Annotated in this window: 33 protein-coding genes; 8 read left to right on the forward strand and 25 right to left on the reverse strand. The window is 68.6% G+C overall.

Translation table 11 applies throughout. The features are described from left to right. Nucleotides 1-6 precede the first annotated feature (6 nt). The 5 genes from rfbB (at nucleotide 7) to mmsB (ending at nucleotide 5,411) form a co-directional block, all read left to right on the forward strand. The gene (gene rfbB / locus EL338_RS18890) at nucleotides 7-1,002 is read left to right on the forward strand and encodes a dTDP-glucose 4,6-dehydratase (protein ID WP_126335150.1); all 996 of its coding nucleotides are present in this window, start codon (nucleotides 7-9) and stop codon (nucleotides 1,000-1,002) included. Between the two features lies 1 nt (nucleotide 1,003). Further along, nucleotides 1,004-1,609 (forward strand): dTDP-4-dehydrorhamnose 3,5-epimerase, encoded by a 606-nt coding sequence (rfbC, locus tag EL338_RS18895; protein ID WP_126335151.1) that lies wholly within the window; start codon nucleotides 1,004-1,006, stop codon nucleotides 1,607-1,609. Nucleotides 1,610-1,817: 208 nt separating this feature from the next. Then, on the forward strand, nucleotides 1,818-3,344 hold the full coding sequence (locus EL338_RS18900) for a CoA-acylating methylmalonate-semialdehyde dehydrogenase (RefSeq protein WP_126335152.1): 1,527 nt from the start codon (nucleotides 1,818-1,820) through the stop codon (nucleotides 3,342-3,344). Beyond that, a complete protein-coding gene (locus EL338_RS18905) occupies nucleotides 3,341-4,513 on the forward strand; it encodes an acyl-CoA dehydrogenase family protein (RefSeq protein ID WP_126335153.1) in 1,173 nt (390 codons plus the stop codon). Before EL338_RS18900 ends, EL338_RS18905 begins: the two co-directional genes overlap by 4 nt. 22 nt (nucleotides 4,514-4,535) lie before the next feature. After that, nucleotides 4,536-5,411 carry a 3-hydroxyisobutyrate dehydrogenase gene (mmsB, locus tag EL338_RS18910; RefSeq protein ID WP_126335154.1) on the forward strand — a complete coding sequence of 292 codons (876 nt, stop codon included), beginning with the start codon at nucleotides 4,536-4,538 and terminating at the stop codon, nucleotides 5,409-5,411. Here the strand turns inward: mmsB and EL338_RS18915 are convergent. The 5 genes from EL338_RS18915 to secY form a co-directional block, all read right to left on the reverse strand. Continuing rightward, the gene (locus tag EL338_RS18915) at nucleotides 5,360-5,797 is read right to left on the reverse strand and encodes a hypothetical protein (RefSeq protein ID WP_126335155.1); all 438 of its coding nucleotides are present in this window, start codon (nucleotides 5,795-5,797) and stop codon (nucleotides 5,360-5,362) included. The genes mmsB and EL338_RS18915 overlap by 52 nt on opposite strands. 193 nt (nucleotides 5,798-5,990) lie before the next feature. Continuing rightward, nucleotides 5,991-6,494, reverse strand: coding sequence for a MarR family transcriptional regulator (locus EL338_RS18920; RefSeq protein ID WP_126335156.1), 504 nt, complete (start codon nucleotides 6,492-6,494; stop codon nucleotides 5,991-5,993). A gap of 35 nt (nucleotides 6,495-6,529) precedes the next feature. Next, nucleotides 6,530-7,336 carry a type I methionyl aminopeptidase gene (map, locus tag EL338_RS18925; RefSeq protein WP_126335157.1) on the reverse strand — a complete coding sequence of 269 codons (807 nt, stop codon included), beginning with the start codon at nucleotides 7,334-7,336 and terminating at the stop codon, nucleotides 6,530-6,532. Between the two features lie 15 nt (nucleotides 7,337-7,351). Beyond that, nucleotides 7,352-7,897 (reverse strand): adenylate kinase, encoded by a 546-nt coding sequence (locus EL338_RS18930; RefSeq protein ID WP_126335158.1) that lies wholly within the window; start codon nucleotides 7,895-7,897, stop codon nucleotides 7,352-7,354. After that, nucleotides 7,894-9,219 carry a preprotein translocase subunit SecY gene (gene secY, locus EL338_RS18935; protein ID WP_126335159.1) on the reverse strand — a complete coding sequence of 442 codons (1,326 nt, stop codon included), beginning with the start codon at nucleotides 9,217-9,219 and terminating at the stop codon, nucleotides 7,894-7,896. The genes EL338_RS18930 and secY overlap by 4 nt, the downstream gene beginning before the upstream one ends. Before the next feature lie 305 nt (nucleotides 9,220-9,524). Here secY and EL338_RS18940 point away from each other — a divergent pair, with 305 nt between their 5' ends. The 3 genes from EL338_RS18940 to EL338_RS18950 are packed head-to-tail and all read left to right on the forward strand — an operon-like array spanning nucleotide 9,525 to nucleotide 12,279. Next, nucleotides 9,525-10,442 (forward strand): SAM-dependent methyltransferase, encoded by a 918-nt coding sequence (locus EL338_RS18940; protein WP_126335160.1) that lies wholly within the window; start codon nucleotides 9,525-9,527, stop codon nucleotides 10,440-10,442. Between the two features lie 2 nt (nucleotides 10,443-10,444). After that, the gene (locus tag EL338_RS18945) at nucleotides 10,445-11,356 is read left to right on the forward strand and encodes a class I SAM-dependent methyltransferase (RefSeq protein ID WP_126335161.1); all 912 of its coding nucleotides are present in this window, start codon (nucleotides 10,445-10,447) and stop codon (nucleotides 11,354-11,356) included. An 11-nt stretch (nucleotides 11,357-11,367) separates the two neighbouring features. Then, complete coding sequence (locus EL338_RS18950) at nucleotides 11,368-12,279, forward strand: class I SAM-dependent methyltransferase (protein WP_126335162.1); 912 nt, start codon at nucleotides 11,368-11,370, stop codon at nucleotides 12,277-12,279. Between the two features lie 21 nt (nucleotides 12,280-12,300). On the opposite strand, the gene EL338_RS18955 is transcribed toward EL338_RS18950, so the two are convergent. The 20 genes from EL338_RS18955 to rpsS form a co-directional block, all read right to left on the reverse strand. Next, nucleotides 12,301-13,683, reverse strand: a complete 1,383-nt coding sequence (locus EL338_RS18955) for an MFS transporter (protein WP_163791845.1) — start codon at nucleotides 13,681-13,683, stop codon at nucleotides 12,301-12,303. Nucleotides 13,684-13,789: 106 nt separating this feature from the next. Further along, nucleotides 13,790-15,589 carry a signal peptide peptidase SppA gene (sppA, locus tag EL338_RS18960; protein WP_126335164.1) on the reverse strand — a complete coding sequence of 600 codons (1,800 nt, stop codon included), beginning with the start codon at nucleotides 15,587-15,589 and terminating at the stop codon, nucleotides 13,790-13,792. A 55-nt stretch (nucleotides 15,590-15,644) separates the two neighbouring features. Beyond that, on the reverse strand, nucleotides 15,645-15,992 hold the full coding sequence (locus tag EL338_RS18965) for a DUF732 domain-containing protein (protein WP_163791848.1): 348 nt from the start codon (nucleotides 15,990-15,992) through the stop codon (nucleotides 15,645-15,647). A 134-nt stretch (nucleotides 15,993-16,126) separates the two neighbouring features. Continuing rightward, nucleotides 16,127-16,570, reverse strand: coding sequence for a 50S ribosomal protein L15 (gene rplO / locus EL338_RS18970; protein ID WP_126335166.1), 444 nt, complete (start codon nucleotides 16,568-16,570; stop codon nucleotides 16,127-16,129). Further along, nucleotides 16,567-16,761, reverse strand: a complete 195-nt coding sequence (rpmD, locus tag EL338_RS18975; RefSeq protein WP_126335167.1) for a 50S ribosomal protein L30 — start codon at nucleotides 16,759-16,761, stop codon at nucleotides 16,567-16,569. Before rpmD ends, rplO begins: the two co-directional genes overlap by 4 nt. 2 nt (nucleotides 16,762-16,763) lie before the next feature. Continuing rightward, nucleotides 16,764-17,480 carry a 30S ribosomal protein S5 gene (rpsE, locus tag EL338_RS18980; RefSeq protein ID WP_126335168.1) on the reverse strand — a complete coding sequence of 239 codons (717 nt, stop codon included), beginning with the start codon at nucleotides 17,478-17,480 and terminating at the stop codon, nucleotides 16,764-16,766. A gap of 22 nt (nucleotides 17,481-17,502) precedes the next feature. Then, nucleotides 17,503-17,907, reverse strand: coding sequence for a 50S ribosomal protein L18 (gene rplR, locus EL338_RS18985; protein ID WP_126335169.1), 405 nt, complete (start codon nucleotides 17,905-17,907; stop codon nucleotides 17,503-17,505). Nucleotides 17,908-17,909: 2 nt separating this feature from the next. Then, the gene (gene rplF, locus EL338_RS18990; RefSeq protein WP_126335170.1) at nucleotides 17,910-18,449 is read right to left on the reverse strand and encodes a 50S ribosomal protein L6; all 540 of its coding nucleotides are present in this window, start codon (nucleotides 18,447-18,449) and stop codon (nucleotides 17,910-17,912) included. 21 nt (nucleotides 18,450-18,470) lie between these two features. Next, nucleotides 18,471-18,869 (reverse strand): 30S ribosomal protein S8, encoded by a 399-nt coding sequence (rpsH, locus tag EL338_RS18995; RefSeq protein WP_126335171.1) that lies wholly within the window; start codon nucleotides 18,867-18,869, stop codon nucleotides 18,471-18,473. An 86-nt stretch (nucleotides 18,870-18,955) separates the two neighbouring features. Next, a complete protein-coding gene (locus tag EL338_RS19000; RefSeq protein WP_126335172.1) occupies nucleotides 18,956-19,141 on the reverse strand; it encodes a type Z 30S ribosomal protein S14 in 186 nt (61 codons plus the stop codon). Between the two features lie 4 nt (nucleotides 19,142-19,145). Then, on the reverse strand, nucleotides 19,146-19,718 hold the full coding sequence (gene rplE / locus EL338_RS19005) for a 50S ribosomal protein L5 (protein ID WP_126335173.1): 573 nt from the start codon (nucleotides 19,716-19,718) through the stop codon (nucleotides 19,146-19,148). A 5-nt stretch (nucleotides 19,719-19,723) separates the two neighbouring features. Next, the gene (rplX, locus tag EL338_RS19010; protein ID WP_126335174.1) at nucleotides 19,724-20,041 is read right to left on the reverse strand and encodes a 50S ribosomal protein L24; all 318 of its coding nucleotides are present in this window, start codon (nucleotides 20,039-20,041) and stop codon (nucleotides 19,724-19,726) included. After that, nucleotides 20,042-20,410 (reverse strand): 50S ribosomal protein L14, encoded by a 369-nt coding sequence (gene rplN, locus EL338_RS19015; RefSeq protein WP_013830249.1) that lies wholly within the window; start codon nucleotides 20,408-20,410, stop codon nucleotides 20,042-20,044. 292 nt (nucleotides 20,411-20,702) lie between these two features. After that, nucleotides 20,703-23,054 (reverse strand): arylsulfatase, encoded by a 2,352-nt coding sequence (locus tag EL338_RS19020; protein WP_126335175.1) that lies wholly within the window; start codon nucleotides 23,052-23,054, stop codon nucleotides 20,703-20,705. A 249-nt stretch (nucleotides 23,055-23,303) separates the two neighbouring features. Continuing rightward, the gene (rpsQ, locus tag EL338_RS19025; RefSeq protein ID WP_126335176.1) at nucleotides 23,304-23,609 is read right to left on the reverse strand and encodes a 30S ribosomal protein S17; all 306 of its coding nucleotides are present in this window, start codon (nucleotides 23,607-23,609) and stop codon (nucleotides 23,304-23,306) included. Then, on the reverse strand, nucleotides 23,609-23,842 hold the full coding sequence (gene rpmC, locus EL338_RS19030; RefSeq protein ID WP_126335177.1) for a 50S ribosomal protein L29: 234 nt from the start codon (nucleotides 23,840-23,842) through the stop codon (nucleotides 23,609-23,611). The genes rpsQ and rpmC overlap by 1 nt, the downstream gene beginning before the upstream one ends. After that, the gene (gene rplP / locus EL338_RS19035) at nucleotides 23,842-24,258 is read right to left on the reverse strand and encodes a 50S ribosomal protein L16 (protein ID WP_126335178.1); all 417 of its coding nucleotides are present in this window, start codon (nucleotides 24,256-24,258) and stop codon (nucleotides 23,842-23,844) included. Before rplP ends, rpmC begins: the two co-directional genes overlap by 1 nt. A 3-nt stretch (nucleotides 24,259-24,261) precedes the next feature. Next, entirely contained in the window at nucleotides 24,262-25,095 is an 834-nt protein-coding gene (rpsC, locus tag EL338_RS19040) for a 30S ribosomal protein S3 (protein WP_126335179.1), read from the reverse strand. Then, the gene (rplV, locus tag EL338_RS19045) at nucleotides 25,095-25,610 is read right to left on the reverse strand and encodes a 50S ribosomal protein L22 (RefSeq protein WP_126335180.1); all 516 of its coding nucleotides are present in this window, start codon (nucleotides 25,608-25,610) and stop codon (nucleotides 25,095-25,097) included. The genes rpsC and rplV overlap by 1 nt, the downstream gene beginning before the upstream one ends. After that, on the reverse strand, nucleotides 25,607-25,888 hold the full coding sequence (gene rpsS, locus EL338_RS19050; RefSeq protein WP_011739061.1) for a 30S ribosomal protein S19: 282 nt from the start codon (nucleotides 25,886-25,888) through the stop codon (nucleotides 25,607-25,609). Before rpsS ends, rplV begins: the two co-directional genes overlap by 4 nt. Nucleotides 25,889-25,900: the final 12 nt, after the last annotated feature.

The following is a 25,900-nucleotide window of genomic DNA, read 5'->3' on the forward strand; positions in this document are numbered from 1 at the left end:
GCAGGCATGCGGCTGCTGGTCACCGGGGGTGCGGGTTTCATCGGCGCGAACTTCGTCCAGAGCACCGTGCGCGAGCATCCCGAGGACGAGATCACCGTGCTCGACGCCCTGACTTACGCGGGCAGTCGGACCGCGCTGGCCCCGGTCGAGGACGCGGTCGAACTCGTCGAGGGCGATGTCGCGGACGCGGCGCTGGTGGACAAGCTGGTCTCGGCGTGCGATGCCGTGGTGCACTTCGCCGCCGAAACCCATGTGGACAACGCGCTCTCGGATCCCAGCCCGTTCCTGCACTCCAACGTCATGGGCACCTTCACGCTGCTCGAGGCGGTGCGCAAGCACGGCGTGCGGTTGCACCACATCTCCACCGACGAGGTGTACGGCGACCTGGACCTCGACGGCTCCGAGCGGTTCACCGAGACCACCCCGTACAACCCGTCGAGCCCGTATTCGGCGTCCAAGGCCGGCGCCGACATGCTGGTGCGCGCCTGGGTGCGGTCCTATGGGGTGCGCGCCACGATCTCCAACTGCTCCAACAACTTCGGGCCCTACCAGCACGTGGAGAAGTTCATCCCGCGGCAGGTCACCAACATCCTGACCGGCCGGCGGCCCAAGCTGTACGGCACCGGCGCCAACGTGCGGGACTGGATCCACGTCGACGACCACAACAGTGCGGTGCGCCGCATCCTGGACCAGGGCGGGATGGGCCGCACCTACCTGATCGGCGCCTCCAACGAGCGCTCCAATATCACTGTGCTGCAAGCGATCCTGCGGCTCATGGGCCGCGATCCGGACGACTTCGACCATGTCACCGACCGCGCCGGCCACGACCTGCGCTACGCGATCGACCCGACGGTGCTGCGCGACGAGCTGGGCTGGACGCCGGCGCACACCGATTTCGACGACGCGCTGCGCGCGACCATCGACTGGTACCGGGACAACCCCCAGTGGTGGTCCCCGCTCAAGGACGCCGTGGAAGACCGATACGCAAAGCGGGGACAGTGAGATGGCCTTTCGCGAACTGAAGATCCCGGGCTCCTACGAGATCACCCCGAGGTTGCACTCCGATGCGCGCGGCACCTTCTTCGAATGGTTCACCGACGCCGAGTTCACCGAGTTCGCCGGGCACCGGTTCGATCTGCGGCAGGCCAACTGCTCGGTGTCCTCGGCCGGCGTGCTGCGCGGACTGCATTTCGCCCAGCTGCCGCCGAGCCAGGCCAAGTACGTCACGTGCGTGCGCGGCGCGGTGTTCGACGTGGTCGTCGACGTGCGCGTGGGTTCGGCCACCTACGGGCAGTGGGACTCGGTGCGCCTCGACGAGCAGACCCGCAACACCATCTACCTGTCCGAGGGCCTGGCGCACGGCTTCCTGGCGCTCGAGGACGACTCCACGGTGATGTACCTGTGCTCGGCGGGCTACGACCCGCAGCGCGAGCACACCATCTCCCCCACCGACCCGGAGATCGGGATCGACTGGCCGGACACGGTTTTCGGTAGCAGTCGGGTCATCTCCGAGCGCGACGCCGAAGCGCCCAGCCTCGCCGAGGTCAAGGCCGCCGGGCTGCTGCCCACCTGGCAGGAGACCCAGGACTTCCTCGCCGGCCTGGCCTAGCACGACCGCTCGGCGCGCCGAGAACATCACCAGGGTCGTGCGATCGGCCGCGACCACAGCCCTGAGCGCACTCTCGATGGCGGCGGCGCTCGACGGCGGGATCGCCCGCCGCCGGGGCTGTGCCCCCTCGAACAAGGTCTTGCGCGCCGCCGTAGCCATTTACTAGGATATGCAAGTATCTCTGCTCCGACTCTCCGCAGGACGTCACATGACCACTAAGATTCCGCACTTCGTCGATGGACGTCGTAGCGACCTCTCCTCCACCCGTACCGCTGACGTGCTCAACCCGAGCACCGGCGACGTCCAGGCCCAGGTGCTGTTGGCCTCGACCGCCGACGTCGACACCGCCGTCGCCTCGGCGGTGGAAGCCCAGAAGAAGTGGGCGGCCTACAACCCGCAGCGCCGCGCGCGGATCCTGATGAAGTTCATCGAGTTGGTCAACGCCAACGCCGACGAGCTGGCCGAGCTGCTCTCCAAGGAGCACGGCAAGACCGTCGCCGACAGCCACGGCGACATCCAGCGCGGCATCGAGGTCATCGAGTTCGCCGTCGGCATCCCGCACCTGATGAAGGGCGAGTTCACCGAGAACGCCGGCACCGGCATCGACGTCTACTCGATCCGCCAGCCGCTCGGCGTGGTCGCCGGCATCACGCCGTTCAACTTCCCGGCGATGATCCCGCTGTGGAAGGCCGGCCCCGCGCTGGCCTGCGGCAACGCCCTGATCCTCAAGCCCTCCGAGCGGGACCCCTCGGTGCCGCTGCGGCTGGCCGAGCTGTTCAGCGAGGCGGGCCTGCCCGACGGTGTGCTGCAGGTCGTGCAGGGCGACAAGGAGGCCGTCGACGCCATCCTGAACCACCCGGACATCCAGGCCGTCGGCTTCGTCGGCTCCTCGGACATCGCCCAGTACATCTACTCGGGCGCGGCCAACACCGGTAAGCGCGCCCAGTGCTTCGGTGGCGCCAAGAACCACATGATCGTGCTGCCCGACGCCGACCTGGACCAGGCCGTCGACGCGCTGATCGGCGCCGGCTACGGCAGCGCCGGCGAGCGCTGCATGGCCATCAGCGTGGCCGTGCCGGTCGGCGAGGAGACCGCGAACCGGCTCCGGTCCCGGCTGGTCGAGCGGATCAGCCAGCTGCGCGTCGGGCACAGCCTGGACCCCAAGGCCGACTACGGCCCGCTGGTCACCGGCGCCGCCCTGGAGCGCGTGCGCGACTACATCCAGCAGGGTGTCGACGCCGGCGCCGAGTTGGTGGTCGACGGCCGCGAGCGCGCCAGCGACGACCTGGCCTTCGGTGACGACGACCTGTCGAAGGGCTACTTCATCGGGCCCACCCTGTTCGACAACGTCACCGCCGACATGTCCATCTACACCGACGAGATCTTCGGGCCCGTGCTGTGCATCGTGCGCGCCGACGACTACGACGAGGCGCTGCGGCTGCCTTCCGAGCACGAGTACGGCAACGGCGTGGCGATCTTCACCCGCGACGGCGACGCCGCCCGCGACTTCGTCTCGCGCGTGCAGGTCGGCATGGTCGGCGTCAACGTCCCGATCCCGGTTCCGGTGTCCTACCACAGCTTCGGCGGTTGGAAGCGCTCCGGCTTCGGCGACCTGAACCAGTACGGCACGGCCTCGATCCAGTTCTACACCAAGGTCAAGACCGTCACCGAGCGCTGGCCCTCGGGCATCAAGGATGGCGCCGAGTTCTCCATCCCCACCTTCAAGGAGGGGTGAGGTCCGACGTGTTCGAATTGGACGACGACGAACGCGTGATCGCCGAGACGGCGGCCGCGTTCGCCGCCAAACGCCTTGCGCCGCACGCGCTGGAGTGGGACGAGACCAAGCACTTCCCCACCGATGTGCTGCGCGAGGCCGCCGAACTGGGCATGGCGGGGATCTACTGCAACGAGGACGTGGGCGGCAGTGGTCTGCGCCGGCTCGACGCGGTGCGGATCTTCGAGGAACTGGCCGCGGCCGACCCGGCCATCGCGTCGTTCATCTCGATCCACAACATGTGCGCGTGGATGGTCGACAGCTACGGCACCCTGGAACAACGCAAGACCTGGGTGCCGCGGCTGGCCTCCATGGAGTCCATCGCCAGCTACTGCCTCACCGAACCGGGTGCGGGTTCGGACGCCTCGGCGTTGCGCACCCGGGCGGTGCGCGACGGCTCGGACTACGTGCTCGACGGCGTCAAGCAGTTCATCTCCGGCGCGGGGGTGTCCGACGTCTACGTCGTGATGGCCCGCACCGGCGCCGACGGGCCGCGCGGGATCTCCACCTTCGTGGTCGAAAAGGACACGCCCGGACTGAGTTTCGGCGCCAACGAAGCCAAGATGGGCTGGAACGCGCAGCCCACCGCCCAGGTGATCTTCGAGAAGGTCCGGGTGCCCGCCGAGGCGATGCTGGGCGGCCCCGAGGGCGAGGGCACCGGCTTCGGCATCGCGATGAACGGGCTGAACGGCGGCCGGATCAACATCGCGGCCTGCTCGCTGGGCGGGGCCCGCACCGCGCACGAGAAGGCCGCCGGCTACGTCCGTGACCGGGAGGCGTTCGGCGGCTCGCTGCTCGACGAGCCGACCATCCGGTTCACCCTGGCCGACATGGCCACGGCGCTGGAGACCTCGCGAATCATGTTGTGGCGCGCGGCTTCCGCTCTTGACGCCGGCGCCGCCGACAAGGTCGAATTGTGCGCGATGGCCAAACGCTACGTGACCGACACCTGCTACGACGTCGCCGATCAGGCGCTGCAGTTGCACGGCGGTTACGGCTATCTGGGTGAGTACGGCATCGAGAAGATCGTCCGCGATCTGCGGGTGCACCGCATCCTCGAGGGCACCAACGAAATCATGCGTGTGGTCATCGGCCGGGCCGAGGCCGCCCGCGCCAGGGCCGCCGGTTAAAGAACCGCTGGAAAGGTTGGCAATGACGACGATCGCATTCCTGGGCTTGGGCAACATGGGTGGGCCGATGGCGGCCAACCTGCTGGATGCCGGCCACACCGTGCGCGGGTTCGACCCGGTTGCCGCGCTGGCGCAGGCCGCCACCGAGAAGGGCGCCGAGGTGTTCGGCAGCGGCGCCGAGGCCGTCGACGGCGCCGATGTGGTGATCACCATGCTGCCCAACGGCGATGTGGTGAAGCGCTGCTACGCCGAGGTGCTGCCCGCGGCCAAGGCCGGTGCCCTGTTCATCGACAGTTCGACGATCTCGGTGGACGACGCACGCGAGGTGCACAAGCAGGCCGTCGAGGCCGGTTTCGCTCAGCTCGACGCGCCGGTCTCCGGCGGGGTCAAGGGTGCCGTCGCCGGCACCCTGGCCTTCATGGTCGGCGGCGAGGACGACGCCGTGGAACGCGCCCGCGCGGTGCTGGAGCCGATGGCCGCCAAGGTGGTGCACTGCGGCACGGCCGGGGCCGGTCAGGCCGCCAAGGTCTGCAACAACATGGTGCTCGCGGTGCAGCAGATCGCCGTCGGCGAGGCGTTCGTCCTGGCCGAGAAGCTGGGCCTGTCGGCGCAGTCGCTGTTCGACGTCATCACCGGGGCCACCGGCAACTGCTGGGCGGTGCACACCAACTGCCCGGTGCCCGGACCGGTGCCGACCTCACCGGCCAACAACGACTTCAAGCCGGGCTTCGCGACCGCGCTGATGAACAAGGACCTCGGGCTGGCGATGGCCGCGGTGTCCTCCACCGGCTCGAACGCACCGCTGGGCAGCCACGCCGCCGAGATCTACGCCAAGTTCGCCGCCGATCACGCGGACAAGGACTTCAGCGCCGTCATCGAGGCCCTGCGCGGCGAGTAGTGCAGCGCCGGGGTTCGGGAACGCCGGGCCCCGGCGACCACCGGCGCGATGAGCGCCGTGAGCAGCACAGCCGTCCCGACCCCGCCGACGGTGCCCGCCACCGCGCGGCGATCGCCGATCAGACCATGGCATTCGCCGACATAATCGCTGGCGACGAAGGCCGCGCCGCCCTGAACGTGCAGCCGTTGGTTCACGGTGTCGACGTAGCGCGCGGCCGAGGTGTCCGGGTTCAGGCCGCTGCCGCAGCCGATGGGTTGACCGGCCCGGTCGACGACGCTGAGCGACAGCGGTACGCACAGCGCCAGGAACGCCCCCAGCACCGCCGCCGCGCCCAGCAACTGCCAGCCGCTGCGCACCGGATGCCACCCGCCCGATCCCCGTGCCATGCCAGCGAACCTTTCTCGTTTGCCCGACGATTCGCGCGCCGCATCGGCACAGCAAATCTTCTTGTCGACAAACCATAGAGGTATGACCCGGTTTCTGGGCAAGTATGGCGAATCAATGTGACGAGACCCTCATCGACGGTCACGTCAGAGGGTGTGTGCCGAGCTACCGTGACACCGGTTGTTCACCGGCAGTTCAGAAATCGCCGGCGTGCCGGCGCAACGACTCGATCGAGCCCACCAGGGCGCGGGACTGCTCCGCAGACATCCCGATGTCGGCGAACACCTTCTCGTTGAGCGTGACCGTCGCGTCCTCCACCGTCGACCGGCCCAACTCGGTGATCTCCACCAGCGTGGTGCGCCCGTCGGTCGGATGCGGCAGCCGCCGGACCAGGCCGGCGGCCTCGAGCCGGCGGATGGCGTGCGTGACGCTGGTGACGTGGACCTGCAGCCGATCCGAGGCCTTGGTGATGGGCAGGGCACCGCTGCGGCTGAACGCCAGCAGCCGCAGCAGCTCGAACCGGGAGAAGCTCAGATCGTAGGGCCGCAGCGCGGTCTCGACCCGCGCCAGCAGGATCTGATGGGCCCGCATGACCGACGTGACCGCAACCATGCCGTCGGCGACATCGCCCCAGCCGGAACGCTCCCAGTTATCGTGCGCCTGCGCGATCGGGTCGCGCGACTCAACCGAATCGACCATCGGCACATTCATACCGCATGCGGGTGGGGTGGACCTCAGTCCGCCGCGAGTGTCAGGATCCGCGGGCCGTCCTCGGTGACCGCGACGGTGTGCTCCCAGTGCGCGGCGCGCGAACCGTCGGTCGTGACGACGGTCCACTCGTCGTCGAGGATGCGGGTCTTGACGGTGCCCAAGGTGAGCATCGGCTCGATGGCCAGCACCGAGCCCGGGGCCAACAGCGGGCCGCGCCCGGGGGCTCCCTCGTTGGGCAGGAACGGATCCATGTGCATCTGGCGGCCGATGCCGTGCCCGCCATAGCCCTCGACGATGCCGTAGCGGCGGCCGTACTTGGCCTCGGCCGCCCGGGTGCCGCGTTCGATGGCGTGCGAGACGTCGCTGAGCCGATTGCCGGGCACCATGGCGGCGATACCGGCCTCCATGGAGTCCCGGGTGGCCGCCGACAGCGCCTCGTCGGCCGGGATGAGCTCGCCCACCCCGAACGTGACCGCCGAGTCGCCGTGCCAGCCGTCGACGATCGCCCCGCAGTCGATGGACACCAGGTCGCCCGCGGACAGGACCTCGGCGGCCGACGGGATGCCGTGCACCACGCGGTCGTTGACCGAGGAGCACACGGTGGCGGGAAAGCCGTGGTAGCCGAGGAACGACGGGACGCCGCCGCCGTCGCGGATGACGGCCTCGGCGATCCGGTCCAGGTCCAGGGTGGAGACGCCGGGTGCGGCGGCCTCGCGGACCGCGCGCAGGGCGGCGGCGACCAGCGCGCCGGCGACGGCCATGGCGTCGAGTTCGGCGGCGCTACGCTGCGCGACGACCTTGCGGCTGCGCAGTCCGGGCAACGAAACCATGAGCCGGTGCCGCCGTCAGCGGCCGAGCGCCTGCAGCGCCCGGGCGAACACCTCGTCGAGCGAGCCGACGGCGTCGACGGTCTTGAGCTGATCGCGGTAGAAGTCCAGCAGCGGGGCCGTCTCGTCGCGGTACACGCCCATCCGGTGCCGGATGACGTCCTCGGTGTCGTCGGCGCGACCGCGTCCCTTGAGGCGCGTCACCAGCTCGTCCTCGGGCACCCGGAACTCGACGACGGCGTCGAGGGCCACGTTGCGCTTGGCGAGCATCTCGGCGAGCGCCTCGGCCTGCTCCACCGAGCGCGGGAAGCCGTCGAGGATGAACCCGGCGGCGGCGTCCGCGTCGTTGAGCCGGTCGTCGACCAGGGCGTTGGTCAGCGTGGCCGGCACCAGGTCACCGGCGTCGAGGTACTTCTTGGCCTCTTTACCCAGGTCGGTGCCGTTGCTGATGTTGTAGCGGAACAGGTCTCCGGTGGAGATCTGGGGCACGCCGAGCTCCTCGGCCAGCTTGACCGCCTGGGTTCCCTTACCGGCTCCGGGAGGTCCGAGCAAAACGATTCTCACTTCAGGAACCCTTCGTAGTTGCGCTGCATGAGCTGGCTTTCGATCTGCTTCACCGTGTCCAGGCCGACGCCGATCATGATCAGCACGGCCACACCGCCGAACGGCAGGTTCTGCAGCGTGGCCCCACTACCCATCTGCAGGAACAGGTTGGGCATCACGGCGATGACACCGAGGTAGATCGAGCCGGGCAGCGTGATGCGGTTCAGGACGAAGCGCAGGTAGTCCGCGGTCGGACGACCGGGCCGGATGCCCGGGATGAAGCCGCCGAACTTCTTCATCTCGTCGGCGCGCTCGTCGGGGTTGAACGTGATCGACACGTAGAAGTACGTGAAGAACACGATCAGCCCGAAGTAGAACGCGACGTAGACGACGTCGGCGGGGTTGGTGAGGTGGTCGGCGACGAACCGGTCCCACCAGCTGTTGCCCGGCTCGCTGCGGCCGCTCTGGATGAGCTGGGTGATCAGCTGCGGGATGTAGATCAGCGACGAGGCGAAGATCACCGGGATGACGCCGGCCTGGTTGACCTTCAGCGGCAGGTAGGTCGAGGTGCCGCCGTACATCTTGCGGCCCACCATGCGCTTGGCGTACTGCACCGGGATCCGGCGCTGACCCTGCTCGACGAAGATGACGCCGATCAGGATCGCCAGGGCGGCGATGCAGACCAGGGTGAAGACCATGCCGCCGCGGCTCTCCAGGACCATCTGGCCCTCGCCCGGGATCTGGGCGGCGATGCCGGCGAAGATCATCAGCGACATGCCGTTGCCGACGCCGCGCTCGGTGACCAGCTCGCCCATCCACATGACCAGCGCGGCACCCGCGGTCATCACCAGGACCATGATGACCAGCGAGAAGATGCTGGTGTCCGGGATGATCTCCAGCGAGCAGCCCTGCAGCAGGCCACCGTTGGCCGCCAGCGCCACGATCGAGGTGGCCTGCAGGATGGCCAGCGCGATCGTCAGGTAGCGGGTGTACTGCGTCATCTTGGCCTGGCCGGACTGGCCTTCCTTGCGCAGCTGCTCGAACCGCGGGATGACCACGGTGAGCAACTGCACGATGATGCTCGCGGTGATGTAGGGCATGACGCCGACGGCGAAGACCGCCAGCTGCAGCAGCGCGCCGCCGGAGAACAGGTTGATCAGCGAATAGATCTGACCGGAGTCGCCGCCGCTGACCTGGTCGATGCACTGCTGGACGTTGCCGTAGTCGACGCCCGGGGACGGCAGGGTCGCGCCGACGCGGTACAACAGGACAATTCCGAGCGTGAAGAGGATCTTGCGCCTCAGGTCAGGTGTCCGCAGCGACGAGATAAAGGCTGAGAGCACTCTTCCTCCTGGGCCGCCGGGTGGGTGCCGCGACGTGCCAATGGGGCTGGCTTCGAGATGTCCCAAGCCAGCGTCGGGTTTGTCCGGGTGTGACGCGCCGATGACGGCGGCGTGCAGCAGTCTACGAGAGTAACAGCCGGACTCGGGCGGATCCGCATCGCACAACGCTGTCCGGCCGATCGAACTTCTCGGCGCCGCGGGCCGACCTCCTCACAGCTTTTCCTCAGTCGGGCGCGCGTAGGCTCGCAGTATCTTCTTATACAGACTAATTACCTAATTACCTGACATCTTCCGAAAGGATGCGCATGGCCCGAACCGATGACGACACCTGGGACCTCGCCTCCAGCGTCGGGGCGACCGCGACCATGGTGGCCGCCGCCCGTGCGATGGCCACCCGGGCCGAGCCCGCGGTGATCGACGACCCGTACGCCGCGCCGCTGGTGGAGGCCGTGGGCATCGAGTTCTTCGCCCGCCTGGCCCGCGGTGAATTGACCGCGGCCGAACTCGACGGCGGCGACTCCCCCGTCGGGATGAGCCGGTTCGCCGACGGCATGGCGGCCCGGACCCGCTTCTTCGACGACTTCTTCGCCGCCGCCGCCGAGGCCGGCATCCGGCAGGCCGTGATCCTGGCCTCGGGTCTGGACGCCCGCGGGTACCGGCTGGCGTGGCCGACGGGCACGGTGCTCTACGAGATCGACCAGCCCGAGGTCATCGAGTTCAAGACGACCACCCTGGCCGGCCTGGGCGCCCAGCCCCGCGTCGACCTGCGCACCGTCGCGATCGATCTGCGCGCCGACTGGCCCGCCGCGCTGACCGCGGCCGGCTTCGACCCCGCCGCACCCACCGCCTGGATCGCCGAGGGCCTGTTCGGTTATCTGCCGCCCGAGGGCCAGGACCGGCTCCTCGACCAGATCAGCGCGCTCAGCGCGCCGGGCAGCCGGCTGGCCGCCGAGGGCGTGCCCAGCCAGGCCGACGCCGACGAGGACGAGACCCGGGAACGCATGCAGGCCTCGGCCGACCGCTGGCGCGAACACGGCTTCGACATCGACTTCTCGGCGTTGGTCTTTCTCGGTGACCGCGCCGACGTCACCAGCTACCTGCAGGCACACGGCTGGTCGACGACGGCGGCGACGGCCAACGACCTGCTGGTCCGCTACGGCATGCAGCGGCTGGACGCCGACGAGGGGTTCGCGGCGGTCACCTACGTGAGTGCGGAGAAATAGCCATGGCCCGCAGTGAAGGCGACACCTGGGACCTGGCCTCGAGCGTGGGGGCCACCGCGACGTCGGTGGCGGCCTCGCGGGCGTTGGCCAGCCGGGGCCCCAACCCGCCCATCCACGACCCGTACGCGGCGGCGCTGGTGCGGGCCGTCGGCACCGACTACTTCGTCCGGGTGGCCGAGGGCGCGGTCGACTTCGACGAGGACCCGCTGTTCGACGGCGACACGATGCGGGCCCAGATCGTGGTCCGGACCCGCTACTTCGACGACTTCTTCGCCGAGGCCACCGCCGCGGGCATCCGCCAGGCCGTGATCCTGGCCTCGGGCCTGGACACCCGCGCCTACCGGATGGACTGGCCGGCGGACACCGTGGTGTTCGAGATCGACCAGCCCGCCGTCATCGAGTTCAAGACCCGGGTGCTCGGCGACCTCGGCGCCGAACCGGCCGCCGACCGGCGCGCCGTCGCGGTGGACCTGCGCGAGGACTGGCCCGCCGTGCTGACCGCGGCCGGTTTCGACCCCGACGCCCCCACCGCCTGGATCGCCGAGGGTCTGCTGATCTACCTGCCGCCGGATGCGCAGGACCGGTTGCTGGACCACATCACCGCGCTCAGCGCCCCGGGCAGCCGGCTGGCCACCGAGCACATGGACAGCCGCGCGTTCACCGGCGACTGGGCGCGCAAGCTGACCGAACGCGGCCAACGCCACGGCAGCAGCGTCGACCTGACCAAGCTGTTCTACTCGGGCGAACGCAACAGCGCCCGCGATTACCTGGCCGAACGCGGCTGGCAGATCAGCATTCGCACCACCGCGCAGGCCTACACTGCGCAGGGCTACGAGGCGCCCAAGGACGAGTTGTTGGCGATGATCGGCGACTCCGGTTATCTGAGCGCCGAACTGTCCGCGCGGCCGACCTGAGGAGGGCAGCCATGGCACGCACCGGTGACGACTCGTGGGATCTGGCCTCCAGCGTGGGCGCCACCGCGACCATGGTGGCCGCCGGACGGGCCATCGCCAGCCGCTCCCCCGACCCGCTGATCGACGACCCGTTCGCCGCGCCGTTGGTGCGCGCCGTCGGCCTGGACTTCTTCACCCGGATGCTCGACGGCGACCTGGACCTCTCGCAGGTTCCGGACGCGTCCCCGGAGCGACTGCAGGCCATGATCGACGGGATGGCGGTGCGCACCAAGTTCTTCGACGACTACTTCACCGACGCCGCCGCCACCGGGGTGCGCCAGGCCGTCATCCTGGCCTCGGGCCTGGACGCCCGGGCCTACCGGCTGGCCTGGCCGAGCGGCACGGTGGTCTACGAGATCGACCAGCCCGCCGTAATCGAGTTCAAGTCCGGCACGCTGGCGGACATCGGCGCGACGCCGACGGCCGAACGCCGCACGGTGGGCATCGATCTGCGCGAGGACTGGCCGGCGGCGTTGCGCGCGGCCGGATTCGACCCCGCCGCACCCACCGCCTGGCTGGCCGAGGGTCTGCTGATCTACCTGCCGCCCGAGGCGCAGGACCGGTTGTTCGACCTGATCACCGCGCTGTCGGCGGCCGGCAGCACGGTGGCCACCGAATACGCCCCGGGCATCATGGATTTCAACGCCGAACAGGCGCGGGAACTCTCGGCGCCGCTGCGCGAACACGGCCTCGACATCGACATGTCCGCGCTGGTGTACGCCGGCCGGCGCAGCCACGTGATGGACTATCTGGCCAGTCTGGGCTGGCAGGTCAGCGGTATCCCGCGCGACGACCTGTTCGCCCGGTTCCGCCGGCCCGTCCCCACCGCCGAGAGCGTCGACCCGCTCGGTGAGATCGTCTACGTCAGCGCCACCTTGAGCTAGAACGCACCGCAGAGCTGACGTTCACCTCGCCCCGGCCACCGCGTACTCCAACTGATCGGGCGCCTCCGGAGTGCCCGGGGTCTCGGTGCCGCCGATCGGACACCGAGCGGTCTCCGGCATTCCGACCAGTGCGATCGCGCCGATCACGCACGCGCCCATCATGTAGTACGCCGGCACCAGATTGTTGCCGGTGGCGTTGATCAACCAGTCGTTGACCGCCGGTGCGGTGCCTCCGAACAGCGACGTCGACACGTTGTAGGCGATCGCGAACCCGGCGAAGCGCACCTGGGTCGGGAACATCGCCGGGAATGTCGCCGAAATCGTGGCCAGCTGCGGCACATACAACAACCCGAGGATCGCAAGCCCGATCACCGCGCCCGCGACGCCGGTACTCATCAACAGGAACATCGGGATACCCATGACGAACAACCCGATCAGGGAGAACCACCACAGGGGTTTGCGGCCCACACGGTCGGACAACTGACCGGCGATCGGCAGGAAGACCATCATGGCCAACATCCCGATGATCGGCGCCAGCAGCGACATCGTCTCCGACAGCCCGATGGTCGCGCCCAGATAGGTCGGCATGTAGGTCAGCAGCGTGTAGTTGACGACGTTGAGCGCCACCACCAAGCCGCCCAGGCGCAGGATCGGACCCCGGTACCGCACCAGCAGATCCTTGAACTCCTCCGTGATCCCCTTCTCGGTGCGGCCCTCGTCTTCCAACTCCTGGTAGATGGGCGTCTCCTCCAGCCGCGAACGCAGGTAGATGCCGATCAACCCCAGCGGTGCGGCGATCAGGAACGGCACTCGCCAGCCCCAGCTGTGCATCTGCTCGTCGTTGAGCATCAGCGACATGCCCAACATCATCAACGCACCCGTGGCGAACCCGGCCAGCGTGCCGAATTCCAGGAAGCTGCCCAGGAATCCGCGTCGCCGGGTGGGCGAGTACTCGGCCATGAACGTGGCCGCCCCGCCGTACTCGCCGCCGGTGGAGAAGCCCTGGATCATCCGCAAGAGCACCATCAGCAGCGGCGCCCAGAACCCGATCATGTCGTAGGTCGGGACGAGCCCCACGCACAGCGTGGCCCCCGACATCAACAGAATGGTCACCGCCAGCACGGCTCGCCGTCCGATGCGGTCGCCGAGCGGTCCCCACACGAAACCGCCGAGCGGTCGAACCAGGAACGAGACGGCAAACGTCATCAGTGCCAATAGCGTGGCGCTCTGGGTGTCGCCGGGAAAGATCGCGACCGAGATGTAGCCCACGCCGTAGGCGTACAGACCGTAGTCGAACCACTCGGTGGCGTTGCCGATCGCCGAGGCGGCGATCGCGCGTTTCAGCACTCCGGGCGGTGGTTGCGGACCCTCGGCAGTCAACTCCTGCTGGTGTTCGCGCTCCACAGCGCTCCTCCTCGGCTCACCCGACAATGCCGGCTCCAACGCCTGATGTTAGGTACCCGCAGGTTCGCGCGGCAAACATTCGGGCATTCCGGGAGTGTCACGCAGCTCAGAAGCGGTGCTGCCCCAACCAGATCGCGTTGGCGCCGGTGAACTGCCGTTGCACCTGGTCAACGGCCTCGGTGACCGCCGTCATCAGCATCGCGGGCACCGCCGCGGACAGCGCCGCGGCCGCGGGTACCGACGACGGTTTCGGCCGCAGCATGTCGCGCAGCGAAGACCCGGGATAGGCCACCACCCGGGCCTTGGCGTCCGGGTCGACCCCGGCGAGCACCTTGGCCCGGCACACCGCGGCGCGCAGCCCGCCGAGTTCGTCGACCAGCCCGCGCTCCAGCGCGTCGGCGCCGGTCCAGACCCGTCCCTGCGCGATGTCGTGGACCGCGTCGGTGGTCATCCCGCGGCCGTCGGCGACGCGCTCGACGAAGTCGGTGTAGAACAGGTCGACCTCGGCCTCCACGCGGGCCTGCTGCTCGGCGGTGAACGGCGCGTTGATCGACCAGGCGTCGGCGTTCTCGTTGGTGCGCACGCCGCCGTAGGCCACGCCGAGGCGGTCCTTGAGGTGGCGCGCGATCAGCTTGCCGGTCACCACCCCGATGGACCCGGTGATGGTGCCGCCGTTGGCCACGATCGCGTCGGCCGCCATGGACACGTAGTACCCGCCGGAGGCGGCCACCGCCCCCATCGATGCGACCACCGGCTTGCCGGCGGCCCGGGCCCGGACCACCTCCCGCCAGATGGTCTCCGAACCCGTCACCGAACCGCCGGGGCTGTCGACCCGCAGCACGATCGCCGAGATGTCGTCGTCGGCGGCGGCCTCCCGCAACGCCGCGGCGATGGTGTCCGCGCCGGCGCTGGGCCGGCCGACCGGCAGCACCTGCGGTGTCGTGCGCCCGCTGACGATCTGACCGGCCAGGGTGATCACGGCGACGGTGGCCGGGCCCCGGCGGCCGGGGATGTTCATCGCGGGCAGTTCGGGCTTGCCGCTGCGGGCGTACTTCGCCAGGTACAGCCGCGGCGGGGCGTCCTCGCCATCCGGGTCCCCGGTGCTCGGCGAGATACCCTCGGCGCCGACGAGTTCGGCGATCCGGCCGTAGGCCTCGTCGCGGAAGCCGATCCGGTCGATCAGCTTGCCGGCCACCGCGTCGTCGCGCAGCAGCGGCGCCCGGTCGGCCAGGGCGTCGACGGCATCCACGGTGGTGCCGCGGGATTCGGCGACCTCGCGCCACACCTGCTCGGCGAGGCTCTGCACAATCCGGGTGTCGGCCTCGCGGTGCGCGGCGGTGTAGCCGTCCTCGGTGAACAGGCTGGCCGCCGACTTGTAGTCGCCGCGGGTGATGAACTGCGCCTCGACGCCGGCCTTGTCCAGCGCGTCGCGCAGGAACATCGGATTGGTCGCGAAGCCGATCAGGCCGACGGTGCCCGACGGCTGCATCCACACCTCGCCGAACGCCGAGGCCAAGTAGTAGGACAGTGTGCCGGGGTAGGTCTCGGCCCAGGCCAGCGACGGCTTGGCCGCCGTGAACGCCGCGATCGCCGCGCGCAGTTCCTGGATCGGTCCCGGCGGCGCGGCGCTGAGTTGCACCCGGGCGATCAACCCGGCGACACGGTCGTCCTCGGCGGCGCGGTGCAGGGCCGCCACGGTCTCGCGCAGCGTCAGCGGCCGGCGCTGCCCCACGATGTTGGACACCATCGCCACCGGGCCGGTGCCGCCGGTCTCCGGCGGCACCGACTGCAGGTCGAGTTCGATGATGCAGCCGTCGGGCACGCCGTTGTGGCGGGCGGTGTCGACCTTCTTGGCCAGGGCCCGGACATCGTCGGGCCCGGGCAGGCCGGGCAGGAACGCAAGCATGAAATCGAGCGTACCGAGTCGGCCCGGCACGAGGTCCGGCCCGGATCCGCCCGAGTCAGCGGCCGACGATGCCGCCGTGCTCGGGGCAGTACACCGCGACCGAGGCGCGCATCAGGCCCACGGCCTGACCGCGATTCATCCCGCTCTTCTCCAGGGTGCCGACCACGCCGCGCACGGTCCGGACCGGGTCCACGGTGGTCGCGCGGCCGGAGGTGATCATGCCGCACACGTCGCGGCCCACCTTGGGCACGTCGACGTCGGGGGCCATCGGGATGTTCAGCGTGGCCACCGCATCGGTGAACCGCTGATCGTCGGTGCTGGCCTGGGCCGCGCCGGCAGCCAGCAACGCGCTCGCGCCGATGCAGGCCGCCGCCAGTACGCCGGCGGTACTCCGATGCTTCATGGCTCTCCTCGCTGCTCGCCAGACGCAGTGTAGTCGCCGACGGCCCGCTCGCGCCTCCCGAAGGCGCGGTGCCCATGGGACGCCCATGAGAAAGGCCCCCGCCGCGGCGGGGGCCGTTCTCTCGTTTGCTGTGCCTACAGTTCGGTGGCGCTGCCGCCGGCGGCCGTGATGGCCTCCCGCGCGCTACCGCTGAACTTGTGGGCGGTCACGTCGACCTTGGCCGACAGCTTGCCGTCGCCCAGCACCTTCACCAGAACGTTCTTGCGGACCAGGCCCGCGCCGACGAGTTCGTCGACGCCGACGGTGCCGCCCTGGGGGAACGCCTTGGCGATGTCGCCGACGTTGACGACGGCGTACTCGGTGCGGAACCGGTTCTTGAAGCCCTTCAGCTTGGGCAGCCGCATGTGGATCGGCATCTGCCCGCCCTCGAAGGTGACCGGCACGTTCTTGCGTGCCTTGGTGCCCTTGGTGCCGCGGCCCGCGGTCTTACCCTTGGATCCCTCACCGCGACCCACGCGGGTCTTGGCGGTCTTCGACCCGGCGGCCGGCTTCAGGTCGTGGAGCTTGATGACGCTCACTTGCCGCCCTCCTCAACTGGCTCAACCTCGACGAGGTGGTTTACCACGCGGATCAGACCGCGCGTCTGCTCGTTGTCCTCGCGGACCACCGAATGGCGGATCTTCCGCAGGCCGAGAGTGCGCAGGCTCTCCCGCTGCTTCCAGCGCGCGCCGATGACGCCGCGCACCTGGGTGATCTTCACTTCAGCCATGACTAGTTGCTTCCTTCACGCGCCGCTGCGGCAGCCAGCGCTTCGCTGTCCCGACGCGCGCGCAGCATGCCCGCCGGCGCGACGTCCTCGATCGGCAGACCGCGACGGGCCGCCACCTCTTCGGGGCGCTGCAGCATCTTCAGCGCGGCAACGGTGGCGTGCACCACGTTGATCGCGTTGTCGCTGCCCAGCGACTTGGCCAGGACGTCGTGCACGCCGGCGCATTCCAGCACCGCGCGGCACGCACCGCCGGCGATCACACCGGTACCCGCGCTGGCCGGACGCAGCATCACGACACCGGCAGCGGCTTCGCCCTGCACCGGGTGCACGATGGTGCCGCCGATCAGCGGGACCCGGAAGAAGTTCTTGCGAGCCTCTTCGACGCCCTTGGCGATGGCGGCCGGAACTTCCTTGGCCTTGCCGTAGCCGACGCCGACCATGCCCTTGCCGTCGCCGACGATGACCAGCGCGGTGAAGCTGAACCGGCGACCGCCCTTGACCACCTTGGACACGCGGTTGATCGTGACGACCCGCTCGAGGTAGTTGCTCTTGTCGGCGTTGTCACGGCCGCCGCGGCCACCGCGGTCGTCGCGGCGGCCACGGCCGCCGTCACGTCCGCCGCGTCCGCCACGCTCGGTGTCGGTCCGGGTACCGGCGGTCGGGGCGCCGGTGCTGGCGGCCGTCTCGGCCGCTCCGCCCGTAGTCTGCTCCGCCATCATGCGGTCCTTCCGTTGTCAGTCATCAGAACTTCAGTCCGTTCTCGCGGGCGGCGTCGGCCAGCGCCGCGATACGGCCGCCGTAGGTGTATCCGCCACGGTCGAACACCACGGCTTCGATTCCAGCGGCCTTGGCGCGCTCGGCGATCAGCTGACCGACCCGGACGCTCTTGCCCTTCTTGTCGCCCTCGACCCCACGCACGTCGGCCTCGATGGAGGAGGCCGCGGCCAGCGTGGTGCCGCTCAGGTCGTCGACCAGCTGAACGTGGATGTGCCGCGAGGAGCGGTTGACCACCAGGCGCGGACGCTCGGGGGTACCGGACACCTTCTTGCGCAACCGCGCGTGCCGACGCAACCGCGCCACCCGCCGGGTCGCCGAGATGTTCTGCCCGACCGGCTGATGCTTCTTGGGAGAGGTGGTTTCGGCCATGTCTACTTACCTGTCTTTCCGACCTTGCGGCGGATCTGCTCACCCTCGTAGCGGATGCCCTTGCCCTTGTAGGGGTCGCTCTTCCGCAGACGACGGATGTTGGCCGCCAGCTGGCCGACCTTCTGCTTGTCGATTCCGGAGATCGAGAACTTCGTCGGGCTCTCCACCGCGAAGTTCACGCCCTCGGGGGCGCTGACCACGACCGGGTGGCTGTAGCCGAGGGCGAACTCGAGGTTGCTGCCCTTGGCCACTACGCGGTAGCCGACGCCGAAGATCTCCATCTTGGTGGTGTACCCCTCGGTCACACCGGTCACCAGGTTGGCGATCAGGGTCCGCGACAGCCCGTGCAGGCTGCGGTTGTCCCGATGGTCGTCCGGGCGGGTCACCACGATGGCGCCGTCGTCGTCCCGCGTCACCACGATGGGCTCGGCGACGTCCAGCGACAGCGTGCCCTTCGGGCCCTTGACGGACACGTTCTGTCCGTCGATCGTCACATCGACCCCGGCGGGAACCGGGACCGGCTGCTTTCCAATACGCGACATAGTCTCCTAGCTCCTATCCCGCTACCAGACGTACGCGAGGACTTCGCCGCCCACGCCCTGTCGCGCTGCCTGACGGTCGGTGAGCAGACCCGAGGACGTGGAGATGATCGCCACGCCCAGGCCGCCGAGCACCCGCGGCAGATTGGTGGATTTTGCATAAACCCGCAGACCGGGCTTGGACACGCGGCGCAGGCCGGCGATGCTGCGCTCACGGCTGGGGCCGTACTTGAGCGAGACCACCAGGGCCTTGCCCACCCGGGCGTCCTCGGTCCGGTAATCGGTGATGTAGCCCTCGGTCTTGAGGATCTCGGCGATGTTCGCCTTGAGCTTCGAGTGCGGGAGAACCACCTCGTCGTGGTACGCCGAATTGGCGTTGCGCAGACGCGTCAAGAAGTCTGCGATCGGATCCGTCATGGTCATGACAGGTATGTCACCTTCCTCGCGGCGGTTCCCAGCTACTGGTCCGGGCCTGCCGCGCCCTTACTTGGTCGTTGTGGGTCTGTGGGTTACCAGCTGGACTTCTGCACGCCGGGCAGCTCGCCCGCGTGCGCCATCTCGCGCAGGCAGATCCGGCACAGGCCGAACTTGCGGTACACCGAGTGCGGCCGACCGCACTTGTTGCAGCGGGTGTAGCCACGCACCTTGAACTTGGGCTTCTTGTTGGCCTTGTTGATCAGAGCTTTCTTTGCCATCTGCTCAGTTCTCCTTGAACGGGAAGCCGAGAGCCCGCAGCAGCGCTCGTCCTTCGTCGTCATTTGTCGCCGAGGTGACGACGGTGATGTCCATGCCGCGGGGGCGGTCGATCGAGTCCACGTCGAGCTCGTGGAACACCGACTGCTCGGTCAGGCCGAAGGTGTAGTTGCCGGTCCCGTCGAACTGCTTCGGACTCAGTCCACGGAAGTCGCGGATACGGGGCAGCGAGATCGAGATCAGTCGATCCAGGAACTCCCACATCCGGTCGCCGCGCAGGGTCACGCGGGCGCCGATGGGCATGCCCTCACGCAGCTTGAACTGCGCGATGGACTTGCGGGCCTTGCGGATCTCCGGCTTCTGGCCGGTGATCAGCGCCAAGTCGTTGACCGCGCCGTTGATCAGCTTCGCGTCGCGGGCGGCGTCGCCCACGCCCATGTTCACCACGACCTTGACCACGCCCGGGATCTGCATCACGTTGGCGTACTCGAATTCCTTGAGCAGCGCGTCCTTGATCTCCTCGCGGTAGCGCTGCTTCAGCCGGGGCTGAACCTTCTCGGTGGTTTCCACAGTGGTCATGCTTCTCAGATGTCCTTGCCGTTGGTCTTGGCGATGCGGACGCGCTTGCCGCTCTCTTCGTCGGTGCGGTATCCCACCCGGGTGGGCTTGCCGTCGGAGTCGACGACCATCACGTTGGAGACGTGGATCGGGGCTTCCTGGGTGACGATGCCGCCCGAGGAGGCGCCGCGCTCGTTCGCCGAGACCGCGGTGTGCTTCTTGATGCGGTTGACGCCCTCGACCAGGACCCGGTTACGGGTCGGGTAGGCAACCAGGACCTTGCCCTTGGCACCCTTGTCCTTGCCGGAGATGACGAGGACGGTGTCGCCCTTGTGGACCTTCATTTACAAAACCTCCGGGGCCAGCGAGACGATCTTCATGAAGCGCTTTTCGCGAAGCTCACGACCGACGGGTCCGAAGATGCGGGTACCGCGCGGGTCGTTGTCGGCCTTGATGATCACGGCCGCGTTCTCGTCGAACTTGATGTAGCTGCCGTCGGCCCGACGCCGTTCCTTGACGGTGCGCACCACGACCGCCTTGACGATGTCGCCGCGCTTGACGTTGCCGCCGGGGATGGCGTCCTTGACGGTCGCCACGATGACATCACCGATGCCGGCGTAGCGACGCGACGAGCCACCGAGAACGCGGATGCACAAGATCTCCTTGGCGCCCGTGTTGTCGGCGACCTTGAGCCGCGATTCCTGCTGAATCACTAGATCTCCCTATATTTCCCAGCCCGTGTCGTTCGATCCCGGCCGAAACGCGCTGGTCTCCTCGTTGCGCACGCCAAGAAATCCCCGACACCCCCTGCATACAGGGCAGGGCATGCCGAACAAACCTTGACGAGCTCGGTCTTCGTCACCGAAGGGCACGCGGGGCCGACGAAACACACGTCGACCGAGGTCTGCCCACGGCAACCCCTAGAGTCTAGGTGACAAGCGGCAATGCACCAAATCTGTGCGATGACCGCCCAGACCTGCGTTGACCGGGCTCGATCCGGGACGCTCAATCCTTGGCGAAGGCGGCCGCGACCTCGGTCTCGATGTCCACATACGGCGCGCCGGAAATGTCGACGACGGCCTTGGCGATGGTACCGCCGGTGAACGCGAACGGCGCCGCGTAGGCCGACGAGACGGTCTGACCGTCGTTGCGCCCGACCGTCAGCCCCGACCCGGCCAGTCCGAAGGTGCCCGGGTGGGCCCGCACGTCGGCCCGGCTGGCGACGACGGCGTCGTCGACGTACAGCGAGACCGTCCCCAGCGGGGTGTGGCTGCCCTCGACCGTGCCGGTGCGGTCGTAACGCACGCCGAACACGTGCTCCCCGACGGTCACCGCGCCCGGGGCCACCACGGTCTGCTCGTCCTCGCCCATGAAGTTGTAGACGTAGCGCAGCGCGCCGTCGGCCACGAACAGCACGTGACCGCCGTGGCCGGCGCCGTGCTTGAACAGCACCCCGGCGGCCCCCGGGTCCTCGACGGACACCTCGACCAGCACCGAGAACGTCTGCCCGCGCAGTTCGACGCCCGCGCCGGGTCCCACCTCGGCGGCGCCCGGGTAGTAGGTGAACCGCTGCCGGTCCCCCACCAGATAGGGCCGCCAGCGCCCGAACATGGCGAAGACGTCGAGGTCGGCCAGCGGCAGACCGTTGTACTTGGCGGCCTCGCTGAACCACAGCGCCTTGAGTTCCTCGAGCCGCTCGGGATGCTGCTCGGCCAGGTCGTGGCATTGGCTGCGGTCCGCTTCGAGGTGGAACAGCTCCCAGCGGTCGGCGTCGAAGTTGCCCCAGCCGGACGGCGCCGCGGGGTGCACCGCGTTGGCGAACCACCCCTTGTGCCAGATCCCGCGCGTGCCCAGCATCGAGTAGAACTGGGTGTCCTTGCCGGTGGGGAATCCCGGATCCTTGAGCATCGCCGCGAAACTGACTCCGTCCAACGGCTTTTGCGGGATGCCCCGCACGGTGGCCGGCGGGGTGATCCCGAGCAGGTCGAAGACCGTCGGGGTGACGTCGCAGACGTTGACGTAGACGTCGCGGGTCTCGCCCTGGGCCGCAATGCCTTTCGGCCACGAGATGATTGCCGGGTCGGCGATGCCGCCCTCGTGCGAGGCGTAGCGCTTGTAGAGCTTGTAGGGCGTGTTGAACGCCATCGCCCAGCCGATCGGATAGTGCCCGTAGGTGGACGGCGTGCCCAGTTCGTCGTAGTAGCGCAGGCTTTCCTCGATGCTGTCGACGTAGCCGTTGAAGAACTTGACCTCGTTGGCCGAACCGTTCGGGCCGCCCTCCCCGGAGGCGCCGTTGTCGGAGATCACCACGATGATGGTGTTGTCCAACTGACCGGAGTCCTCGAGATAGTCCAGGAGGCGTCCGATCTGGTCGTCGGTATAGCTCAGGAAGCCCGCGAACACCTCGGCCATCCGGCAGAACAACCGCTTCTCGTCGTCGTTCAGCGAGTCCCACGGCCGCACCGTGTCCTGCTGCGGCCACGGTTGGCCGTCGGGTCCGGTGACGTCCTCGTAGGGATTCAGCGGGGACAGTTCGGTGTCCGGCGGCACCAGGCCCATCAGCCGCTGGTTCTCCAGCACGATCTCGCGATAACGCTCGTAGCCCATGTCGAAGCGGCCCCGGTAGCGGTCGGCCCAGTCGGCGAACACGTGATGCGGGGCGTGGCCGGCGCCCGGACACAGGTAGGAGAACCACGGCTTGTCCGGGGCGATCGCCTTGGCGTCGCGGATGAACTCGATGGCCTTGTCGGCGAGGTCCTTCGACAGGTGGTAACCGTCCTCGGGGGTCGCCGGGGCGGGCACCGGGTGGTTGTCGTACACCAGGTCGGGATACCACTGGTCGGTCTCGCCGCCCAGGAAGCCGTAGAACCGTTCGAAGCCTCGGCCCAGCGGCCAATGTCGCTTGCTGGCAGCCAGATTGGACTCCTCCAGCGGGGTCAGATGCCACTTGCCGACGCAGTAGGTGTTCCAGCCGCGCTCGGCGAGCACCTCCGACAGCAGCGCGGTCTCGTTGGGGATGCGGCCGCTGGAGTTGGGGAAGCCGTCGGTGAACTCCTCGACCGTCGCCATGCCGACGGTGGTGGCGTTGCGGCCGGTGAGCAGCGCCGCCCGCGTCGGCGAGCACAACGCGGTGGTGTGGAACTGCGAAAGCCGCACGCCGCGTTCGGCGATGCGGCTCATGTTGGGCATGTCGACCAGCCCGCCGAAGCAGTCCCAGGTCGCGATGCCGACGTCGTCCCACACCAGATAGAGCACGTTGGGCGCGCCCTCGGGTGCCGTCGGCGCCGCGTACGGGCCCCAATCCGGCTCGGAGTCGCGGATATCCAGCTCGATCCTGCCGTTGAACTCAGCAGCCATTGCCCGCCCCCAACCTCGATGACCGTCCCGAACCGGTTCGGACACTACTCTCTGCGGGCCGCCGATCTGCTGCAATTCCCACCGCAGCCGGCATCGTGCTGCTGACCGGTCGTACCTGGCACCCACTCTCGGCGCTGCGATGAGAGAAACCACCGCAAGCCACAATTCGCCAGATTGCAAAAACCCCCGCCGCCTCGTGGGCGTGCGGGGGTTCTGCGCGTCAAGTGCCCTACGGCACTGGAGGTTTGGCTACTTGGCCTTCTCCAGCACCTCGACGAGGCGCCACCGCTTGGTGGCCGACATCGGGCGGGTCTCCATCAACGAGACGCGGTCGCCGATACCGGCGTCCCCGTTCTCGTCGTGGGCCTTGACCTTCTTGGTGGTCCGGATGATCTTGCCGTAGAGCGGGTGGCTCTTGCGAGATTCCAGCTCGACGACGATGGTCTTCTGCATCTTGTCGCTCACCACGTAGCCGATGGCGGTCTTGCGACGGCCGCGGGGCTGCTCGGTGCGCGGGGTACGCTTGGGACCCTTAGCTTCTGATACTTCTGCCATTACGAATCCTCACCAACGGGCCCGGCGGCCAGACCCAGTTCACGTTCGCGCAACACCGTGTAGACGCGCGCAATTTCCTGTCGCACCGTGCGCAGCCGACGGTTGTTGTTGAGCTGCCCGGTGGCGTTCTGGAACCGCAGGTTGAACAACTCTTCCTTCGATTCGCGCAGGCGGTCGGTCAGCTCGTCGTCGGTGAGCTCGCGCAGTTCGCCAGCGGAAATTCCCACTGCCATCAGAACTGCTCCTCTCGGGTCACGATGCGTGCCTTGATCGGCAACTTGTGGATTGCACGGGTCAGCGCTTCCCGTGCGGTCTTCTCGTCCGGGTAGCTCAGCTCGAAGAGCACGCGACCCGGCTTGACGTTGGCCACCCACCACTCGGGCGAACCCTTACCGGAACCCATCCGGGTTTCGGCAGGCTTCTTGGTCAGCGGGCGGTCCGGGAAGATGTTGATCCAGACCTTGCCGCCGCGCTTGATGTGGCGGTTGATGGCGATACGGGCCGACTCGATCTGCCGGTTGGTGATGTAGGCATGCTCGAGCGCCTGGATCCCGTACTCGCCGAAGCTCACGGTGGTGCCGCCACTGGCGAGACCCCGCTGCCTCGGGTGATGTTGCTTGCGGTGCTTGACCTTACGCGGAATCAACATGACTCAGCTCTCCGTTGCTTCTGGCTGTGCCGGCGCAGCCCCGGCCGCCGGTGCTTCGGTGGCCACCGGCGCCTCGGACGCGGCGCGGCCGGCATCGGTGCTCGTCGCGGTGGTGCCCGAGGCACCGCTGCGGCGCGGCCGGCTGCCCGACGGGCGTTCCCGACGGGGACGGTCACCGGCCGGCGCCGACACGGGCAGCTCACGCTTGCCGCCGACGACGTCACCCTTGTAAATCCATACCTTCACGCCGATCCGGCCGAAGGTGGTCCTGGCCTCGTACAGGCCGTAGTCGATGTCGGCCCGCAGCGTGTGCAGCGGGACGCGGCCCTCGCGGTAGAACTCCGAGCGGCTCATCTCGGCGCCACCGAGGCGGCCCGAGCACTGCACCCGGATTCCCTTGACGTTGGGCTGACGCATGGCCGACTGGATCGCCTTGCGCATCGCGCGGCGGAACGCCACGCGGTTGCTCAGCTGCTCGGCGACACCCTGGGCCACCAACTGCGCGACCGACTCGGGGTTCTTGACCTCGAGGATGTTGAGCTGGACCTGCTTGCCGGTCAGCTTCTCCAGGTCGCCGCGGATGCGGTCGGCCTCGGTGCCGCGCCGGCCGATGACGATGCCCGGACGTGCGGTGTGGATGTCGACGCGCACCCGGTCCCGGGTCCGCTCGATCTCGACGTCGGCGATGCCGGCGCGCTCCAGGCCGGTGGCCAGCAGCTTGCGGATCGCCACGTCTTCCTTGACGTAGTCGGCGTACTGCTTGTCGGCGTACCACCGGGACTTCCAATCGGTGGTGATGCCGAGCCGGAAGCCGTGGGGGTTGATCTTCTGGCCCACTACTGCGAGCCTCCCTTCGCTTCGTCAGAAGCCTCGGTCGTAGCGGTGGTCTTCGCAGCCGGCTTCGTGGCCTTCTTCGCACCGGCAGCCTTGCTGCCCTGCGCCCGACGCGACCGCGCGGCGCTGGCCGAGGTCCCGGCGTTCTTCTTGTTGTCCGGACGGCTCTCGACGATCACCGTGATGTGGCTGGTGCGCTTGCGGATCCGGAAGGCACGGCCCTGGGCGCGCGGCCGGATGCGCTTGGCGGTCGGCCCCTCGTCGGCGTGGATGGTGGCGACCACCAGGGTCGCCGGGTCCAGGCCGTCGTTGTTCTGCGCGTTGGCGGCCGCGCTGGCGATCACCTTGGCGACCGGGTCGCTGGCGGCCTGCGGTGCCCACCGCAGGATGTCGAGCGCCTCGGCGACGGACTTGCCGCGGACCAGGTCGATCACTCGACGGGCCTTGGTCGGCGAGACGCGGACGAACCGCGCCTTGGCCGTCGCGGACGGGTACTCAGTAACTGTTGCAGTGCTCATCGCCGCTTACTCTTCCGGTCGTCCTTGATGTGACCCTTGAAGGTCCGCGTCGGGGCGAACTCGCCGAGCTTGTGCCCAACCATCGATTCGGTGACGAACACCGGCACGTGCTTGCGGCCGTCGTGGACGGCGAAGGTGTGGCCGATGAAGTCGGGGATGATGGTCGACCGACGGGACCAGGTCTTGATGACCTGCTTGGTGTTCTTCTCGTTCTGCACGTCGACCTTCTTCAACAGATGGTCGTCGACGAACGGGCCCTTCTTCAGGCTGCGTGGCATCGCTATGTACTC

Source organism: Mycolicibacterium chitae (assembly GCF_900637205.1).
GTDB lineage: Bacteria > Actinomycetota > Actinomycetes > Mycobacteriales > Mycobacteriaceae > Mycobacterium > Mycobacterium chitae.

Bases quoted from the DNA above. Each gene is read 5' to 3' on its own strand.
- EL338_RS18900 (WP_126335152.1), top strand. From the start codon at position 1,818: ATGACCACTAAGATTCCGCACTTCGTCGATGGACGTCGTAGCGACCTC.
- map (WP_126335157.1), bottom strand. From the start codon at position 7,336: ATGGTTTCGTTGCCCGGACTGCGCAGCCGCAAGGTCGTCGCGCAGCGT.
- EL338_RS18915 (WP_126335155.1), bottom strand. From the start codon at position 5,797: ATGGCACGGGGATCGGGCGGGTGGCATCCGGTGCGCAGCGGCTGGCAG.
- EL338_RS18940 (WP_126335160.1), top strand. From the start codon at position 9,525: ATGGCCCGAACCGATGACGACACCTGGGACCTCGCCTCCAGCGTCGGG.
- rpmC (WP_126335177.1), bottom strand. From the start codon at position 23,842: ATGGCAGTGGGAATTTCCGCTGGCGAACTGCGCGAGCTCACCGACGAC.
- rplE (WP_126335173.1), bottom strand. From the start codon at position 19,718: ATGACCACTGTGGAAACCACCGAGAAGGTTCAGCCCCGGCTGAAGCAG.
- rpmD (WP_126335167.1), bottom strand. From the start codon at position 16,761: ATGGCTGAAGTGAAGATCACCCAGGTGCGCGGCGTCATCGGCGCGCGC.
- rpsH (WP_126335171.1), bottom strand. From the start codon at position 18,869: ATGACCATGACGGATCCGATCGCAGACTTCTTGACGCGTCTGCGCAAC.
- rplR (WP_126335169.1), bottom strand. From the start codon at position 17,907: ATGGCCGAAACCACCTCTCCCAAGAAGCATCAGCCGGTCGGGCAGAAC.
- rpsS (WP_011739061.1), bottom strand. From the start codon at position 25,888: ATGCCACGCAGCCTGAAGAAGGGCCCGTTCGTCGACGACCATCTGTTG.
- rfbC (WP_126335151.1), top strand. From the start codon at position 1,004: ATGGCCTTTCGCGAACTGAAGATCCCGGGCTCCTACGAGATCACCCCG.
- rplX (WP_126335174.1), bottom strand. From the start codon at position 20,041: ATGAAGGTCCACAAGGGCGACACCGTCCTCGTCATCTCCGGCAAGGAC.
- rplV (WP_126335180.1), bottom strand. From the start codon at position 25,610: ATGAGCACTGCAACAGTTACTGAGTACCCGTCCGCGACGGCCAAGGCG.
- EL338_RS18965 (WP_163791848.1), bottom strand. From the start codon at position 15,992: ATGAAGCATCGGAGTACCGCCGGCGTACTGGCGGCGGCCTGCATCGGC.
- mmsB (WP_126335154.1), top strand. From the start codon at position 4,536: ATGACGACGATCGCATTCCTGGGCTTGGGCAACATGGGTGGGCCGATG.
- rfbB (WP_126335150.1), top strand. From the start codon at position 7: ATGCGGCTGCTGGTCACCGGGGGTGCGGGTTTCATCGGCGCGAACTTC.
- rpsQ (WP_126335176.1), bottom strand. From the start codon at position 23,609: ATGGCAGAAGTATCAGAAGCTAAGGGTCCCAAGCGTACCCCGCGCACC.
- sppA (WP_126335164.1), bottom strand. From the start codon at position 15,589: ATGCTTGCGTTCCTGCCCGGCCTGCCCGGGCCCGACGATGTCCGGGCC.
- rplF (WP_126335170.1), bottom strand. From the start codon at position 18,449: ATGTCGCGTATTGGAAAGCAGCCGGTCCCGGTTCCCGCCGGGGTCGAT.
- EL338_RS18950 (WP_126335162.1), top strand. From the start codon at position 11,368: ATGGCACGCACCGGTGACGACTCGTGGGATCTGGCCTCCAGCGTGGGC.
- EL338_RS18945 (WP_126335161.1), top strand. From the start codon at position 10,445: ATGGCCCGCAGTGAAGGCGACACCTGGGACCTGGCCTCGAGCGTGGGG.
- EL338_RS18920 (WP_126335156.1), bottom strand. From the start codon at position 6,494: ATGGTCGATTCGGTTGAGTCGCGCGACCCGATCGCGCAGGCGCACGAT.
- rpsE (WP_126335168.1), bottom strand. From the start codon at position 17,480: ATGATGGCGGAGCAGACTACGGGCGGAGCGGCCGAGACGGCCGCCAGC.
- rplP (WP_126335178.1), bottom strand. From the start codon at position 24,258: ATGTTGATTCCGCGTAAGGTCAAGCACCGCAAGCAACATCACCCGAGG.
- EL338_RS19000 (WP_126335172.1), bottom strand. From the start codon at position 19,141: ATGGCAAAGAAAGCTCTGATCAACAAGGCCAACAAGAAGCCCAAGTTC.
- EL338_RS19020 (WP_126335175.1), bottom strand. From the start codon at position 23,054: ATGGCTGCTGAGTTCAACGGCAGGATCGAGCTGGATATCCGCGACTCC.